16 protein-coding genes are annotated in these 16,958 nt (G+C 64.7%); 11 read left to right on the top strand and 5 right to left on the bottom strand.

From position 1 onward, the window contains the following. Positions 1-154: 154 nt before the first annotated feature. From HMI58_RS03655 to HMI58_RS03630, 6 genes are all read left to right on the top strand, one after another. Positions 155-1,783, top strand: coding sequence for an ABC transporter substrate-binding protein (locus tag HMI58_RS03655; RefSeq protein ID WP_171618191.1), 1,629 nt, complete (start codon positions 155-157; stop codon positions 1,781-1,783). Positions 1,784-1,910: 127 nt separating this feature from the next. Further along, positions 1,911-2,837 carry an ABC transporter permease gene (locus tag HMI58_RS03650; RefSeq protein WP_171584026.1) on the top strand — a complete coding sequence of 309 codons (927 nt, stop codon included), beginning with the start codon at positions 1,911-1,913 and terminating at the stop codon, positions 2,835-2,837. Position 2,838: 1 nt separating this feature from the next. Next, the gene (locus HMI58_RS03645) at positions 2,839-3,822 is read left to right on the top strand and encodes an ABC transporter permease (protein ID WP_171584310.1); all 984 of its coding nucleotides are present in this window, start codon (positions 2,839-2,841) and stop codon (positions 3,820-3,822) included. Then, positions 3,819-5,531, top strand: coding sequence for an ABC transporter ATP-binding protein (locus HMI58_RS03640; RefSeq protein ID WP_171618190.1), 1,713 nt, complete (start codon positions 3,819-3,821; stop codon positions 5,529-5,531). The genes HMI58_RS03645 and HMI58_RS03640 overlap by 4 nt, the downstream gene beginning before the upstream one ends. A gap of 215 nt (positions 5,532-5,746) precedes the next feature. Next, positions 5,747-7,663, top strand: coding sequence for a translational GTPase TypA (typA, locus tag HMI58_RS03635; RefSeq protein WP_171618189.1), 1,917 nt, complete (start codon positions 5,747-5,749; stop codon positions 7,661-7,663). 123 nt (positions 7,664-7,786) lie between these two features. Then, a complete protein-coding gene (locus HMI58_RS03630; protein WP_171618188.1) occupies positions 7,787-8,215 on the top strand; it encodes a hypothetical protein in 429 nt (142 codons plus the stop codon). Between the two features lie 2 nt (positions 8,216-8,217). Here HMI58_RS03630 and HMI58_RS03625 read toward each other — a convergent pair whose 3' ends face one another. Together HMI58_RS03625 and HMI58_RS03620 are read right to left on the bottom strand one after the other, a co-directional pair. Beyond that, positions 8,218-8,712 (bottom strand): winged helix-turn-helix domain-containing protein, encoded by a 495-nt coding sequence (locus tag HMI58_RS03625; RefSeq protein ID WP_171584030.1) that lies wholly within the window; start codon positions 8,710-8,712, stop codon positions 8,218-8,220. Between the two features lie 143 nt (positions 8,713-8,855). Then, positions 8,856-9,086 (bottom strand): hypothetical protein, encoded by a 231-nt coding sequence (locus HMI58_RS03620; protein ID WP_205207866.1) that lies wholly within the window; start codon positions 9,084-9,086, stop codon positions 8,856-8,858. 116 nt (positions 9,087-9,202) lie between these two features. Between HMI58_RS03620 and fdxA the strand changes: the two genes are divergently transcribed. From fdxA to HMI58_RS03605, 3 genes are all read left to right on the top strand, one after another. Next, a complete protein-coding gene (gene fdxA, locus HMI58_RS03615; protein ID WP_171584032.1) occupies positions 9,203-9,529 on the top strand; it encodes a ferredoxin in 327 nt (108 codons plus the stop codon). Next, complete coding sequence (gene dapC, locus HMI58_RS03610) at positions 9,526-10,680, top strand: succinyldiaminopimelate transaminase (protein ID WP_171618187.1); 1,155 nt, start codon at positions 9,526-9,528, stop codon at positions 10,678-10,680. The genes fdxA and dapC overlap by 4 nt, the downstream gene beginning before the upstream one ends. Positions 10,681-10,805: 125 nt before the next feature. Beyond that, a complete protein-coding gene (locus HMI58_RS03605; RefSeq protein WP_171584034.1) occupies positions 10,806-12,089 on the top strand; it encodes a citrate synthase in 1,284 nt (427 codons plus the stop codon). A 108-nt stretch (positions 12,090-12,197) separates the two neighbouring features. On the opposite strand, the gene galE is transcribed toward HMI58_RS03605, so the two are convergent. Then, positions 12,198-13,211, bottom strand: a complete 1,014-nt coding sequence (gene galE, locus HMI58_RS03600; RefSeq protein WP_171618186.1) for a UDP-glucose 4-epimerase GalE — start codon at positions 13,209-13,211, stop codon at positions 12,198-12,200. Between the two features lie 137 nt (positions 13,212-13,348). Here galE and HMI58_RS03595 point away from each other — a divergent pair, with 137 nt between their 5' ends. Then, complete coding sequence (locus HMI58_RS03595; RefSeq protein WP_171618185.1) at positions 13,349-13,954, top strand: hypothetical protein; 606 nt, start codon at positions 13,349-13,351, stop codon at positions 13,952-13,954. A 27-nt stretch (positions 13,955-13,981) separates the two neighbouring features. On the opposite strand, the gene HMI58_RS03590 is transcribed toward HMI58_RS03595, so the two are convergent. Both HMI58_RS03590 and dapD read right to left on the bottom strand, forming a co-directional pair. After that, positions 13,982-14,863 (bottom strand): hypothetical protein, encoded by an 882-nt coding sequence (locus tag HMI58_RS03590; protein ID WP_171584037.1) that lies wholly within the window; start codon positions 14,861-14,863, stop codon positions 13,982-13,984. Between the two features lie 6 nt (positions 14,864-14,869). Beyond that, on the bottom strand, positions 14,870-15,829 hold the full coding sequence (gene dapD / locus HMI58_RS03585; RefSeq protein WP_171584038.1) for a 2,3,4,5-tetrahydropyridine-2,6-dicarboxylate N-succinyltransferase: 960 nt from the start codon (positions 15,827-15,829) through the stop codon (positions 14,870-14,872). A gap of 33 nt (positions 15,830-15,862) precedes the next feature. Between dapD and dapE the strand changes: the two genes are divergently transcribed. Next, the gene (dapE, locus tag HMI58_RS03580; RefSeq protein ID WP_171618184.1) at positions 15,863-16,954 is read left to right on the top strand and encodes a succinyl-diaminopimelate desuccinylase; all 1,092 of its coding nucleotides are present in this window, start codon (positions 15,863-15,865) and stop codon (positions 16,952-16,954) included. The last annotated feature ends 4 nt before the right edge of the window (positions 16,955-16,958 follow it).

The raw sequence follows: 16,958 nt of genomic DNA, 5'->3' as shown, positions 1-16,958 counted from the left end.
GGCCGCTTTTGCGTGTTACCGGATGTTCGGTTTCGTCAGGCAACTTCAGAGGCCTAAGCTTGTCCACTGTGAGCCAGGACATGTACAACAGGATGCTGGCTCAAATCCGGACGGAAACATCGATCCGGTCTGACAAAATACACAAGGAGGCGGAATGCGTTTAGCGCGTATTTCCAAGGTTGTTGGCGTTGCTTTGACTGCGACACTGGCACTAAGTGCATGTGGCGGTAGTGGCGACGACGCCGCATCGAGCACCGATCGGCCCATCGTGGTTGACGGCGTTGAGCCACAGAACCCACTGATCCCTACCAGCACCAACGAGGTGGGCGGCGGAGCAGTAGTCGACCTGATCTTCTCCGGTTTGGTCAGCTACGACGCTGATGGCGTGTCCCAGAACGAGATGGCCGAGTCCATCGAAACCGAGGATGCACAGAACTACACAATCACCCTGGCAGAGGGTAAGACCTTCACCAACGGGGAGCCTGTCACGGCCCAGTCCTTCGTCGACGCCTGGAACTATGGCGCAGCGGCGAAGAATGCCCAGCTGTCGAGCTACTTCTTCGAGAGCATCGAAGGCTACGACGAAGTCAGCGCCGAAGGCTCCGAGCTCGAGGAAATGTCGGGCCTGACAGTGGTTGACGAGCGCACCTTCACGGTTGCCCTGAGCCAGCCCGAGTCGGATTGGCCTCTGCGCCTCGGCTACAGCGCTTTCTCCCCACTGCCCGAGGTTGCCTTCGAGGACTTCGAAGCCTTCGGCGAGAACCCGATCGGCAACGGACCCTACAAGTTCGCCGCCGAGGGTGCCTGGGAGCACAACCAGCAGATCGCGCTCGTCCCGAACGAGGACTACGACGGCCCGCAGGCCGCGCAGAACGCTGGCGTCACGTTCAAGATGTACCAGAATGGCAGCACCGCCTACCAGGACCTCATCTCGGACAACCTCGACGTCCTGAAGACCGTGCCTACTTCCGACGTGCAGAACTTCAAGAATGACCTGGACGACCGCTGGCTGGAATCCCCCTACGCGGGCAACCAGACCATCTCCATCCCTTACTACCTCGAAAACTGGGACGGCGAGGACGGCAAGCTGCGCCGCCAGGCAATCTCGATGGCGATCGACCGGGAAGAGATCACCACGGTGATCTTCAACAACGGCCGCACCCCAGCCACCGAATTCACCGCCCCCGTGCTTGAGGGTTACAACGACAGCCTGCCCGGCAGCGAGAACCTTGAGTTCAACCCTGAGCGCGCGGTGGAGCTGTGGGAAGAGGCTGAAGCCATCGAGCCCTACGATGACTCCGAGCCACTGACCATCGCCTACAACGCCGACGCCGGGGACCACCGCACCTGGGTGGAAGCAGTCGTTAACGGGCTCAAGAACAACCTGGACATCGAGGTGAGCGGTCTGCCGTTCTCCACGTTCGCCGAGTTGCGCACCAACGCCACCGACAAGACCCTGACCGGTGCCATCCGCACCGGCTGGCAGGCAGACTACCCGTCCCTGTACAACTTCCTTGGACCCATCCACGCCACCGGCGCCGGATCCAATGACTCCGTGTACGAGAACCCCGAGTTTGACCAGGCCCTCTCCGATGGCCTCGCGGCGGACTCCGTCGAGGCGGGAGCCGAGGCCATGAACAAGGCGCAGGAAATGCTCCTTGAGGACCTCCCCTCCATCCCGCTGTGGTACCAGGTTGCCCAGGGCGGCTGGAGCCAGAACGTCGACAACGTCGAGTTCGGCTGGAATGGCGTTCCCCTGTACAACGCCATCACCACCAAGTAACACCGAACAACTGATGGGGTCCTCTCCGGAGGGCCCCATCAGTTTGCTCCAAATCCAAAGGTCCACAACAGATGAATAAGCTTCAACAGCGTTCCGTGGGGACGCTCTCCGCCGGGGGTGTTGCCTGATGTCCTGGTACATCATCCGGCGCGTTCTTCAACTGATTCCCGTCTTTATCGGTGCCACCCTGCTGGTCTACTTCCTGGTCTTCAGCCTTCCCGGTGATCCCACCGCCGCCATCTGTGGCGAGCGGGGCTGCACCCCAGCCGTCGAGGCAGCATTGCGGGAGCAGTACAACCTGGACCAGCCGTTCTGGGTGCAATACTTCCTCTTCATCAAGGGCGTTCTGACTTTCGACCTCGGCGTCAACTTCGCGGGTCGGGAAATCGCCACGATCATTGCCGAAGTCTTCCCCACCACCGCGCGGCTCGCCATCATGGCCCTCGTGTTCGAGGCCGTCTTCGGTATCCTGTTCGGCCTCATCGCCGGACTGCGGAAGGGAAAGATCTTCGACTCGACCATCCTGGTCGTCTCCCTGGTCGTCATCGCTGTTCCCATCTTCGTTCTTGGGTTCCTCATGCAGTTCATCGTCGGCGTCAAGCTCGGGTGGGCCAGCCCCACAGTGAGCGGCGCGGCGCCTTTCAACGAACTGATCCTGCCCGCCGTCGTGCTGGGACTGGTTTCCTTCGCCTATGTGCTGAGGTTGACCCGCACCAGCATCATCGAGAACGTGAACGCCGACTATGTGCGAACCGCCACAGCCAAGGGCCTCTCACGGCGCCGCGTGGTCACGGTGCACATCCTGCGCAACTCGATGATCCCCGTCATCACCTTCCTTGGCGCCGACCTGGGCGCCCTGATGGGTGGCGCGATCGTCACGGAGGGCATCTTCAACGTGAACGGAGTGGGCAACACGTTGTACCGCGCCGTCCTCAACGGTGAAGCCCCCGTCGTGGTGGCAATCGTCACCGTTCTGATCCTGATATTCTGCATCGCCAATCTGGTGGTGGATCTGCTGTACGCATGGCTTGACCCGAGGATTCGATATGCCTGACATGGAAAACACACCCAAACGCGTGGTCGCACCCAAGCAACCTGCGTACCCCATCGAGCACTTCGTTGCCGACGCCGAGGACACCCCGGTTGTAGCCACCGACAGTGCAACCACTGACGATGCACCGCGGAGCCAATGGAGCGAAGCGTGGCGCAACCTGCGCCGCCAGCCCCTGTTCATCCTCAGTGGCATCCTCATCCTGGCGGTCATTTTTGTGGCCCTATTCCCCGGGATCTTCACCAACGAACCACCCAACGAGAACTGCCTGCTGGCCAACTCCGGTGGCGGTCCCGCTCCCGGGCATCCCCTCGGCTTCACCCAGCAGGGCTGTGACGTGCTGTCCAGGGTGGTCTACGGAACCCAGTCGTCGCTCATGGTGGGAATGTTCTCCACCCTCGGCGTCCTCCTGATCGGCGGCGCCATCGGCGCCATCGCCGGATTCTACGGTGGCTGGATCGATGCGATCCTCGCCCGTCTGGGAGACATCTTCTTCGCGTTGCCCCTGATCCTGGGCGCCATCGTCGTGGTGCAGCTGCCCTTCTTCAGGGAGAACCGCAGCGTGTGGACGCTGGTGGTCATTCTGGTGACCTTCGGCTGGCCACAGATTGCCCGCATCACCAGGGCGTCGGTGATTTCCGTCAGGAACGCCGACTTCGTCACCGCGGCGCGCTCACTGGGTGTTTCACGGTTCTCGGCCCTGCTGAAACACGTGATCCCCAACGCGTTGGCCCCGGTGATTGTGATCACCACGATCTCCCTCGGCACGTTCATCGTCGCCGAATCGACGCTGTCCTTCCTGGGCATTGGCCTGCCACCCGACGTCATGTCGTGGGGAAATGACATCTTCTCGGCGGAACCCACGGTGCGGACCAACCCCATGCCGTTGTTCTGGCCAGCCCTCGCGCTCTCACTGACGGTGCTCAGCTTCATCATGCTGGGCGACGCGCTGCGGGACGCACTCGATCCAAAGGCCCGGAAGCGATGACACACACTCCAGAAAACACCGGGGCAGAACCCATCCCGGCGCAGCCGCTCCTTGAGCTGCGCGACCTCGCGATCACCTTCACCACCTCACAGGGGGACGTGGAAGCGGTCAAGAATGCCCGGCTGACCATCATGCCGGGCGAGACCGTCGCCATCGTGGGGGAGTCGGGGTCGGGCAAGTCCACCACCGCCCTCGCGGCGATCGGCCTGCTTCCGGCGAACGGCCGTGTGTCCGGCGGACAGGTACTGTTCGACGGCGAGGACATCACCCATGCGGACGAGAAGCGGATTGTGGAACTGCGAGGTTCATCCATCGGGATGGTCCCCCAGGACCCCATGTCCAACCTGAACCCTGTCTGGAAAATTGGTTTCCAGGTCAAGGAAACGTTGCGGACCAACGGCCTGCCCCACGGGAAGAAGGACGTGGCGCAAGTGCTTGCGGAGGCTGGCCTCCCCGACGCCGAGTCACGCGCCAACCAGTACCCGCACGAGTTCTCGGGCGGTATGCGGCAACGCGCACTGATCGCCATCGGCTTGTCCTGCAGGCCCCGCCTGCTGATCGCCGATGAGCCGACGTCGGCCCTGGACGTGACAGTCCAGCGGCAGATCCTCGACCACCTGGACAGCATGACCAGGGACCTCGGGACGGCGGTGCTGCTGATCACCCACGATCTGGGACTGGCCGCAGAGCGGGCCCACAAGGTGATCGTCATGTACAAGGGGAAGGTGGTGGAAGCCGGTCCAGCGATGGAACTGCTCACCAACCCGCGGCACGCCTACACGCAGAAACTGGTTGCGTCGGCGCCATCCCTGGCTTCCCGGCGGATCGAATCCGCCAAGAAGCTGGGCGTGGCGACCACCGAGGTGCTTGCACCCGAGGAGCCCGCCGCGGACGGCGGAGCCGTCGACAAGGTCATCGAGGTCAAGGATCTGACGAAGGTCTTCAAGATCCGCGGCAGCTGGGGCAAGTCGACCGACTTCAAAGCGGTCGACGGGGTTTCCTTCTCCATCGCACGCGGGACAACGACGGCGGTGGTCGGCGAGTCCGGCTCCGGCAAGTCGACTGTCGCGCGGATGGTGCTGGGACTGGAACCTGCGACGGGAGGCAGCATCGACTTCGACGGGGTGGATATCACCACCCTGAGCCGGAAGAAGATGTTCGACTTCAGGCGCCGGGTGCAGCCGATCTTCCAGGACCCATATGGGTCGCTGGATCCCATGTACAACATCTTCAGAACCATTGAGGAGCCCTTGCGGGTGCATGGGATTGGGGACGCGAAGTCCCGGGAGCAGAAGGTCAGGGACCTGCTGGAGCAGGTGGCACTGCCCGCCTCCATGATGCGCCGGTTCCCCAACGAGCTCTCCGGCGGGCAGCGGCAGCGGGTGGCCATTGCACGCGCGCTGGCCCTCGACCCTGAGGTAGTGATCTGTGACGAAGCAGTTTCGGCGCTGGACGTCCTGGTCCAGGCGCAGATCCTGAACCTCCTTGCGGATCTGCAGGCCGAGCTCGGTCTGAGCTACCTGTTCATCACTCACGACCTGGCAGTGGTCCGGCAGATTGCTGATCACGTGTGCGTGATGGAGAAGGGGAAGCTGGTGGAGCAGGGGTCGACTGACGACGTCTTCGACCACCCGCAGACCCCCTACACCCGGGCGCTGCTCGACGCGATTCCCGGGGCTGGTCTGGTGCTCCCTCCGGACGCCGCCTAGCGCCAACTGCTGGTCATCGACCGGTTCGACGGCGGCTCACTCCCTGGGGGTGGGCCGCCGTCGTGCGTCACGGTGACCGGCGGTAGAGCTGTGATTTTGACCCGAAAAGGTCCCCGCGTTAGGGCATTTTTTCCTGAGAGCTTAGACTGGTACAAGCAGGCGCCGTCCTCATAACGCTAGATTCCCCTCAAGATTACTGAATTGAGTCATTACGCATGTCTGAAACCACAGGCAACACAGCTGTTCGCAGCGACCTCCGCAACGTTGCCATCGTGGCCCACGTTGACCACGGAAAGACCACCTTGGTTGATGCCATGCTCCGGCAGACCAATTCCTTCGCAGCTCACGGCGACGTAGCTGACCGGGTCATGGACTCGGGCGACCTTGAGCGCGAGAAGGGCATCACCATCCTCGCCAAGAACACCACCGTGTTCTACAACGGCCCCTCGGCCAAGGGTGAGACCATCACCATCAACGTGATCGATACCCCTGGCCACGCCGACTTCGGCGGCGAAGTGGAACGTGGGTTGTCGATGGTCGACGGCGTCGTCCTCCTCGTGGACGCCTCGGAAGGCCCACTGCCCCAGACCCGTTTCGTGCTGCGTAAGGCGCTTGCCGCGAAGCTCCCCGTCGTGCTGCTGGTCAACAAGACCGACCGTCCCGACTCGCGGATCGACGAAGTGGTGAGCGAATCCATGGACCTTCTCCTGGGCCTCGCCTCCGACCTCGCCGACGAAGTTCCGGACCTCGACCTGGACTCAGTCCTGAACGTTCCCGTGGTGTACGCCGCGGCCCGTGAAGGCGCAGCCTCCCTCGAGCAGCCCGCCGACGGCACCGTTCCCTCGAACGACAACCTCGAGCCACTGTTCCAGACCATCATCGAGCACATCCCAGCACCCCGGTACAACCCGGACGGCGTGCTGCAGGCACACGTGACCAACCTGGACGCCTCGCCGTTCCTTGGCCGTCTCGCCCTGCTGCGTATCTTCAACGGCACCCTGCGCAAGGGCCAGACCGTTGCCTGGGCGCGTCACAACGGTGAAATGAAGTCAGTCAAGATCACCGAACTGTTGGCCACCCGCGCCCTCGATCGTGTGCCCACCGATTCCGCCGGGCCAGGCGAGATTGTCGCCGTCGCCGGTATCGAGGACATCACCATCGGTGAAACCCTGACCGACATCGACAACCCTCAGCCACTGCCGCTGATCACCGTTGACGATCCGGCCATCTCGGTCACCATCGGTATCAACACCTCGCCCCTCGCGGGCCGGGTCAAGGGCGCCAAGGTCACCGCGCGCCAGGTGAAGGATCGCCTGGACCGTGAACTGATCGGTAACGTTTCCCTGAAGGTTCTCGCCACCGAGCGTCCTGACGCCTGGGAAGTCCAGGGACGTGGCGAGCTCGCGCTGGCCATTCTGGTCGAGCAGATGCGCCGCGAAGGCTTCGAACTGACCGTCGGCAAGCCCCAGGTTGTCACCCGCATGGTTGACGGCAAGGTCCACGAGCCGATGGAGCACATGACCATCGACGTCCCCGAGGAGTACCTGGGTGCTGTCACCCAGATCCTTGCGACCCGCAAGGGCCGGATGATCAACATGTCCAACCACGGCACCGGCTGGGTCCGGATGGAATTCATCGTTCCCGCCCGCGGCCTCATCGGTTTCCGCACCAAGTTCCTCACTGACACGCGCGGCGCCGGTATCGCTTCCTCCTACTCCGAGGGCTACGAGCCCTGGGCGGGCGACATCGAATACCGCACCAACGGCTCGATGATCGCTGACCGCGCCGGAGTTGTCACCCCGTTCGCCATGATCAACCTGCAGGAGCGCGGCTCCTTCTTCGTGGAGCCCACCTCCGAGGTGTACCAGGGCATGATTGTCGGCGAGAACTCACGCGCGGACGACATGGACGTGAACATCACCAAGGAAAAGAAGCTCACCAACATGCGTGCGGCTTCCTCGGACACCTTCGAGAACCTCACCCCTCCCCGCAAGCTCACGCTTGAGGAGTCGCTGGAGTTCGCCCGCGAAGACGAGTGTGTCGAGGTGACTCCTGAGTCGATCAGGATCCGCAAGCTGATCCTCGACGCCAACGAGCGGATGCGCGCAGCCCGTTCACGCGCCCGCGTCTAGGGTCCGCTGACGTTGCAGGATCCTCCTCCGGCTCTGACTGACGACGACGCGCGGCGCCCTGCCGCCGTCGTCGTCGGTCGTCCGGGGGGCACTACGCCTGGCGACCGTCCACGGGGGAACCACGTGCGGCGTCCTGCTTCTCTCTGGCTTTCCCTGGCCGGTTCGGTTGCTGTCGGAGTGGTTGCAGCCATTCTGGGGACCGCGCTGCATGCACAGGGTTGGGAACTGGCAGGAGTGACGGTGCCCCTGGGGGCCCTGGCTGCTGTCGCCCTGGTCGGGAGCACAGCTATATTCGCCGCGGTAGCCGCGCGGAACGTGTACCTGAGTCCCGTGGTCGGTGGAGTGGCCTACCTCGTGGTGGGCTGGTTCGCCGCCGTCGAGACCTACCCGCTGGTCCTGACCGATACAGGAGCGGATCCGGCGTTGCCCGCGGCAATCGCTGGAAGTGTCTGGGTTTTTGGAGTGGCCGTCGCGACGGTCCTGGCTACGCTGGTGTCCTGGTGGGCGCTACGCCCCCGGCGGTCCAGCCGGCTTCGCGCTGTGAAGCGCTGAGCCTAGTCGGCGCTGCGGTCCAGGTGGTGGGCCAGCATGATCGAGGTTGCGGTGCCATCGGTGTCGGAATCACGCACCGCGTATTCTTCGAGGATTTCGCGGATCCGGCGCATCATCTCGGTACGGTTGTCCTCGTTGAGTCGCACTCCGAGGCGCCAGACATCAATTTCGGACGGGTTCAGACCGTCAATCTCCTGCAGGAACGTCTCCACCAGCACGGGTGCCGCATTGGGAATCCTGCTGCGCCACGACAAACCTGTCGCGCGGTAGGGGATTTCCTTCGCTCCGCGGTTGCCGGTGCGGGGCTCTTCGGCGGCGAGGAATCCGGTGGCCAGCAGCGTGCGCACGTGGTGCAGTGCGGTCGCCGGGTTGAGGTCGAGGATTTCGGCGATTTCCTTATTGGTTCTGCCCTTGTGGAGGCATAACCGGAGGATTCGCAGTCTAACGGGGGAGCTGAGCGCACGGCCGCGCGCCTGTACGTCCTCATCAGTATCCATGCCTTAAATGATACGTCAGACCGCCCCAGTGATTGACATTTTCCAATCACTGACCGCCGGTGACCGCGTCACACTTCGGTGCGTATGTCCCACTGATCGGGCGGGTTCACTGGGACCTTACTGGCTCCAGGTCGGCTACCGGGCTAGAACCGTCGGGGGCGGCGTGGCGGCGGTGGAGGTACGGGCTTCGCCGCGGTCACCAGGTCCAGATTGACGACGACGTCGCCATGCCGGCGGGTGCGGACCGTGCAGCTAACGTTGTCGACGTGCACCAGGTCGCCCAGGGCGTCCGTCAGTCCACCGTCGAGGCGATACCGCACCACCACGCGGGTACCCACGGGAAGGTGCGTCAGCTGCTGTGCGGGGGAGTCCATTCTGTTCATCGTAGTGGGCAGGGTCATAGTGCTCGTGGTGGAGGCGATGCGGCAGCACCCGGCCGTTGCGTTAAGCTGGAAACGGAACCAAAGCCCCAACTGGAAAGGCGTGGGAAGTGACCTACGTAATCGCACAGCCGTGCGTGGATTTGAAGGACAAGGCCTGCATCGAGGAATGCCCCGTAGATTGCATCTACGAAGGCGAACGGTCCCTCTACATCCATCCGGATGAGTGCGTCGACTGCGGCGCCTGCGAGCCGGTGTGCCCGGTGGAAGCCATCTACTACGAGGATGACACCCCCGACCAGTGGGCCGAGTACTACAAAGCCAACGTCGAGTTCTTTGACGACATCGGCTCCCCGGGCGGAGCCGCGAAGCTGGGGAACATCGGCAAGGACCACCCGATCATCGCTGCCCTTCCGCCCCAGACCCACGACGTATGAGCGTCCAGGGCGGCAACCGGCAGTTCGGGATCGCCCTCCCGGACTACCCCTGGGACGCCATGGCGCCCTACGTGGCGATGGCAGGCAAGCACCTGGACGGCGCCGTCAACCTGTCGATCGGCACCCCGGTGGATCCCACGCCCGCCGTCATCCAGGACGCCCTGACAGCTGCTGCTGACGCGCCCGGCTACCCGACCACGCACGGCACCAACGAACTCCGGACGGCAATCAGCGACTGGTTCGCCCGTCGCAGGGGAGTCCACGGCCTGGACCCGGCGAACATTCTCCCCACCGTCGGCTCCAAGGAGCTCGTCGCCTGGCTTCCCACCCTCCTCGGGCTGGGCGAGGGCGACGTCGTCGTTCGCCCGACCGTCGCGTACCCCACCTACGACATCGGTGCGCTCCTGACCGGCGCCACAGCAGTGGCAGCCGACGACCTCTCCACCCTGGATGACGACACCCGCGCACGGGTGCGGCTGGTGTGGGTCAACTCGCCAGCGAATCCGACAGGTCACGTGTTGTCAGCCCCCGAGCTGGAGCGGATCGTCACTGATGTGCGGGCGCTCGGAGCGGTCGTCGCATCGGATGAATGCTACGCGGAGCTGGGCTGGGGCGACTGGGACAGTGCGCGTGGCGGTGAGGCAGTACCCAGCGTGCTCGACCCCCGCGTCAATGGCGGCGACCACACCAACCTGCTGGCCGTGTACTCGCTGAGCAAGCAATCCAACATGGCCGGTTACCGTGCGGCGTTCACCGCCGGCGACCCGGATCTGATCGCGAACATGGTCAACTCCCGCAAGCACGCCGGAATGATCGTGCCCTTCCCGGTTCAGGCCGCCATGCGCGCCGCCCTCGGCGACGACGGCCATGTGCAGGCCCAGAAGGACCTCTACCGGCTGCGCAGGGATCAACTGATTCCGGCGCTCCGGCACTTTGGGCTGGAAATCCAGGACTCTGCCGCCGGCCTGTACCTGTGGGCGACCGCGGGGGAGGACACGTGGGCCACCGTCGAACGGTTCGCCCGGCTCGGTATCATCGTGGGGCCCGGCACCTTCTACGGCGACGCCGGCCAAGGGTTCATCAGGGTGGCCCTGACCGGTACTGATCAGGGCATTGCGGCGGCGGCGGCGAGGCTCAGCGCCGCGCCGTAGGCCTGCAATAAGCCGGACCGGGCTGGCGGATTAGCGCTGGGGGTGCCCCTAAAGGTAGCGTTTTAGTTGAATGTGCTGTCGGTGCCGTAGAGCCAATCCATGCCCCACTCCTAGAGGAGAGTTCAATGACCGAGCAAAACGGTGCGTCCCTGCACTATGACGGAGGCAAACTCAGCCTCCCGATGGTCAACGCCGCTGAAGGCAACAATGGTTACGACGTGTCGAAGCTGCTCAAGCAGACCGGCGCTGTCACCTTTGACCCCGGCTTCATGAACACTGCAGCCACCACCTCGGCGATTACCTACATCGACGGCGACCAGGGCATCCTGCGCTACCGCGGATATCCGATCGACCAGCTGGCGCAGCACTCGAGCTTCCTTGAGGTCTCCTACCTGCTGATCTACGGGAACCTGCCCACCCCCACCGAGCTGGCCGCGTTCGACGACCGGATCCGCCGCCACACCCTGCTGCACGAGGAGCTCAAGGGCTTCTTTGGCGGCTTCCCCCGCGATGCGCACCCTATGCCGGTGCTGTCCTCGGCCGTGTCGGCGCTGTCGACCTTCTACCAGGACTCCCTCGACCCGTTCGACGACGAGCAGGTAGAGCTTTCCACCTTCCGCCTGATGGCGAAGCTCCCCGTGATCGCAGCGTACGCGCACAAGAAGTCCATTGGGCAGCCCATGCTCTACCCGGACAACTCGATGAACCTGGTCGAGAACTTCCTCCGGCTCTCCTTCGGTCTCCCCGCCGAGCCGTACGACCTCGATCCGATGATGGTCAAGGCCCTCGACCTGCTGCTGATCCTGCACGCCGACCACGAGCAGAACTGCTCGACGTCGACGGTCCGCCTCGTCGGCAGCTCCAACGCCAACATGTTTGCGTCGGTCTCGGCGGGCATCAACGCCCTGTTCGGGCCACTGCACGGTGGAGCCAACGAGGCTGTGCTGAACATGCTCCGCGACATCCAGGGCAAGGGTATGAAGCCCGAGGACTTCATGGAGAAGGTCAAGAACAAGGAAGACGGGGTGAAGCTCATGGGCTTCGGACACCGCGTCTACAAGAACTATGACCCCCGCGCCACCATCGTCAAGGCCACCGCCCACGACATCCTCAGCAAGCTCGGCGGCAACGACGAACTGCTTGACATCGCGATGCGGCTTGAAGAGAAGGCCCTCGCCGATGACTACTTCATCGAGCGGAAGCTGTACCCGAACGTGGACTTCTACACGGGCCTGATCTACAAGGCCATGGGCTTCCCCGAGAAGATGTTCACCGTGCTGTTCGCGATTGGCCGTCTTCCGGGCTGGATTGCGCAATGGCGCGAAATGATGCAGGACCCGCAGACCAAGATCGGTCGCCCGCGGCAGCTCTACACGGGCGAGCCGGAGCGCAACTACCCCGCGCGGTAGCGGGACCGGACGCCGCCCTCGCGTCGACCCACTAATAACGACGACGGCCGGTCACCTTGCGAGGTGACCGGCCGTCGCGGTTAATGCCGGGAAACCGTCGGGCGGTTCCTAGCTCGCATACCCTTGCGGGTTGTGCTTCTGCCAGCGCCAGTGATCCTCACACATCTGCTGCAGCGACCGGTGAGCAGACCAGCCAAGGTCAGCCAGGGCGGCCGATGGGTCAGCGTAGCTGACCGCCGCGTCGCCGGGCCGGCGGTCAGCGAATTCATACGGGATCTCGTGGCCGGCAGCTGCCGAGAAGGCGGCGAGGACTTCCAGGACCGAGGAACCGTTGCCGGTGCCCAGGTTCCAGCGGTGCACGCCGGCGTGGGTGCGCAGATAGTCGAGGGCGGCAAGGTGGCCGGCGGCGAGGTCCACCACGTGGATGTAGTCGCGGACGCCGGTGCCGTCGGGGGTGGGGTAGTCGTTCCCGAAGACCATCACCTTCTCGCGGCGGCCCACCGCCACCTGAGCGACGAAGGGGAGGAGGTTGTTGGGGATGCCGGTCGGGTCTTCACCGATCCGCCCCGACTCGTGGGCGCCGACGGGGTTGAAGTACCGCAGGAGCGCAATGTTCCAGCGACCGTCAGCTGCGCCGAGATCGGTGAGGATGTCCTCGATCTGTTCCTTGGTGCGGCCGTAAGGGTTCACGGCGTCCAGGGGCATCTTCTCGATCAGTGGCACCTCTTCGGAGGCCCCGTAAACGGTTGCTGAGGAGCTGAAGACCAGTGTCCTCACCTGACGTGTTTCCATGACCCGCAGCAGGTTCAGGGTGCCGCCCACGTTGTTGTGGTAGTAGTGCAGCGGTTGTGCCACCGACTCGCCGACGGCCTTCAGACCGGCGAAATGGATGACCGCGTCGATTGCCTCGGCGTCAAACACTGCGGTCAGCGCCGCCTCGTCCAGCAGGTCCACCCGGTGGAAGGTGAGGTTTTTCCCGCTGAGCTCCTTCACCCGGTCCAGTGCTGTCTCGGAGGAGTTCATCAGGTTGTCGACCACCACCACCTCGTGTCCGGCTTCGAGAAGAGCGAGTGTCGTATGGGAGCCTATGTACCCGCTACCGCCGGTAACCAAAATTTTCATACTTCCAGCCTAGTTTGTTCCCGCCGTATTGACCTGCTCAGCTGCTGTTGGGGCGCGTGAGTTGGGTCTACCCTTGAAGTCAGCGGGCCGAGCCCACGACCGGGTACCGGGCAGGCTCGCCGGGAAAGGTTGTGCTGATGATGTCCACCGGTGGGCCCGGGTGGCAGATCGTTGCTGATTCCTCGCCGGTGCTGCTGTTCTCCCTGTACCTGCGCGACTGTGCCGGGTTGGAGGCAGCGGGAAGCCCCTTATTGCCCCCGGTGATCCCTCCGGTGCGCCGGGTGGACCCGAGTCATCTGGTACACGCGGCGGGAGGGCTCACGGTCCTGCGGATCGAGTGGGAAACCTGGTGGCATCAGCTGGTGGGGGACTGCTTCAACGCCGAGGCGACCGCCCCACAGTTCCCCGAACTCGATTCGCTGCCTGCGTTGCAGCTTCTGGCGCAGGCCCACTATGGGGCGGGCCTCGACTGGGCTCGCGAGCGGCGCATCGAGTACGCCGCCCTGGCCCGTCGCCGGGGCAGATCCCGGCAGCGGGACCCGTTCGAACAGTTGGTTCAGGAGCGCGAGCTTGAACTGGGCAGAGATGCGCTGTCGTTCACTTTGCAGGTGGTGGAACTTCCACTCAGCGAGGCGCGGGCCTGGTTCGTGGAGCCAGGCACCCTGCTGATGAGCCAGGACCTCGCCGCTGACCCGCCAACCTTCAGCAGCTACGTGCGACCAGTGGTCGAACTGCTCGCCTAGCGCCCCACCACGCGCGCTGAAGCGCGGTTAGGGCTGCTCGGCGTCGTCGGCGGCGAGGAGGACGCGGATCTGGCCGGTGGTCGTCTCGACGGCGGTCCACCCGTGCCCGGCACGGGTCCATTCGAGGCCTCCGAAGGCCACTGACTCGATGTGCAGGGCCTTCGCGTTGGCTACCGCCCACTGTGCGGCCGCCCAGCCCGTAGCGCCGGTGGCTTCGAGAATGAGCGATCGGTCATCCACCACTGTCGAGCCGATTGATCCGAAGGCCGTCGCAGCCGCAGCCTGGACCGATTCGGGGTCCCCCACCTCGTCGGCCCCGCGCAGTACACAGTTCAGGGACGCGGGGGAGTTGCCAGTAAGGGCTGAAGCGAACGCCCGGCCCTCCGCCTCATGGTCGGCATAGGCGTCAGGGAGCGCACTGCGCTGCACCGCCTGCGCAGCCTCCGTGATGGGCAGCGACTCGTACCCCGGGATGTCCACCAGTGCGTCGTAGAACGCGCCGGCAGCGTAGAGCGGATCCTGCACCTGGTCGTCGGTGCCCCACCCCTGGGAGGGGCGCTGCTGGAAGAGGCCACGTGAGTCGGGTCCGGCCTCGTCCCCGTAGTCGAGGTTGCGCAGCCCCGACTCCTGGACGGCGGTGGCCAGCGCAATCGACGCAGCGCGCGCGGGGAGGCCCCGCGCCACCGCCACCGCAACGATCAGGGAGGCGTTCTGCGCCTGTTCAAGACCCAGCTCATACGTGTCATTGCCGACGACGGCGGTGCACCGTTCCCGCACCAGGACCTCGGAGGAGTTCACCTGGCTGACCGCGAGGTAGATCCCGCCCGTCAGCACCGCCAGCAGGATGACGAGGACGATCGCCGTCTTCCGGCGGCGGCGTCGACGTGCCTCGGCCTTCGTGTACGCCACGGCTACCTAGTTGGCGTGCAGCACTGAGTTCAACGCGACGCCGTGGCCGCTGCGGGGACGGGCCTCAACGACGCCGGTGGCCGAGTTGCGGAGGAACAGGAGGTGCGACTCGCCGGAGAGCTCGGACGCCTTGACCACTCGCGCATCCGGCAGGGTCACCTTGGTGCCAGCCGTGATGTACAGGCCGGCCTCGACGACGCAATCGTCGCCGAGGGAGATCCCGATGCCGGCCTGCGCGCCGAGGAGGCACCGTTCCCCGATGGAGACGCGTTCCTTGCCGCCGCCGGAGAGGGTGCCCATGATGGAGGCCCCACCACCGATGTCCGAACCGTCGCCAACCACCACACCGGCGGAGATACGACCCTCGACCATTGAGTGTCCGAGGGTGCCGGCGTTGAAGTTGACGAATCCCTCGTGCATCACAGTGGTTCCGTCGGCGAGATGGGCCCCCAGGCGAACCCGGTCGGCGTCGGCAATGCGCACGCCGGTGGGCACCACGTAGTCGACCATCCGGGGGAACTTGTCCACCCCGTAGACCACTACGGCGCCGCGGGAGCGCAAGCGCAGTCGGGTGGTGTCGAAGTCTTTGACGGGGCAGGGCCCGAAGTTGGTCCACACCACGTTGGACAGGAGCCCGAACAGCCCGTCGAGGTTGATCGAGTTGGGGGCGGCGAGCCGATGGGACAGCAGGTGAAGGCGCAGGTAGGCGTCGGCGGCGTCGGCTGGCGGGGCGTCCAGATCACTCTGCACCTGGACGACCTCCTGGCGGGTGCCGCGGAGGTCATCGGCGCCGGCCAGGGCCGTGAGGGAATCCCTCAGATCCTCCTGGGTAGGGCCGCCAAGCTCCGGGCGGGGGAACCACACGTCGAGGACGGTGCGGTCGGCGGTGAGGGTCGCCAGGCCAAGTCCGTGGGCTGAGCGGGGGCCAGAATGGGCTGGGGCGGGGGCTGTGGCTCGTTCAGTCATGGCCTCAAGTCTACCGAGCGATAGGCTGGATCAATGACCGCACACCTTCCTCCCGCCCTTGATCTGACCGCCGATGTTGCCCTCCTGACCGCCTCGCTGCTGGACATCGAGAGCGTGTCGGGGAACGAGCTGACCCTTGCCGACGCCGTCGAGACCGCCCTGCAGGGATACCCCCATCTGGAAGTGGTGCGCGACGGCGATTCCATCATCGCCCGGACCTCGCTGGGCCGGGCTGAACGGGTGATCCTCGCGGGCCACCTGGATACCGTCCCCCTGCCGACCGTGCCGGGTTCCCGCGGCACCGTGCCGAGCACCTGGGACGGGGAGGTCCTCTACGGCCGGGGCGCAACCGATATGAAGGGTGGAGTGGCGGTCCAGCTGGCCCTGGCCGCAGAGCTGACCAACCCGGCCCGCGACATCACCTATGTGTTCTACGACCACGAGGAAGTGGAAGCCTCACTCAGTGGGCTGGGCCGGTTGGTCGAACGGTTCCCTGACTGGTTGACTGCCGACTTCGCGGTTCTGCTGGAACCCACCGACGGCACCGTCGAGGGCGGGTGCAACGGAACTGCCCGTTTCAACGTGACCACCACCGGCCGGGCCGCGCACTCCGCCCGTGCCTGGATGGGGGAGAACGCAATCCATGCTGCGGCCGACATCCTAGCCCGGCTGCGGGACCACGAGCCATTGACCGTCGACGTCGACGGCCTGGCTTACCGCGAAAGCCTCAACGCCGTGATGATCAAGGGCGGTACCGCAGGGAACGTGATTCCTGACCGTACGGTGATCGAGGTCAACTACCGGTTTGCGCCCGACAAGTCACCCGACGACGCCGAGGCGTACGTCAGGGCCGTGCTGGCGGGCTACGACATTGAACGCACGGATGCGGCAGCCGGCGCGCGTCCCGGTTTGAACCACCCTGCGGCCGCCGACTTCGTCGCAGCAGTGGGAGCCGAGCCCAAGCCGAAGTACGGTTGGACCGACGTCGCGCGGTTCAGCGAACTGGGAATCCCTGCAGTGAATTTTGGACCCGGCGACCCGCTACTGGCCCACTCCGACAACGAGCACGTGAGCGCCGACGAGATCAGGCAGTGCCTTACCGCACTGCGGACCTGGCTGGGTTAGAACC

Source organism: Arthrobacter sp. 147(2020) (assembly GCF_013116715.1).
Classification (GTDB): Bacteria; Actinomycetota; Actinomycetes; order Actinomycetales; family Micrococcaceae; genus Arthrobacter_D.
The sequence above is the reverse complement of the archived record's forward strand: the minus strand, read 5'-3'. Positions and strand labels throughout refer to the sequence as shown.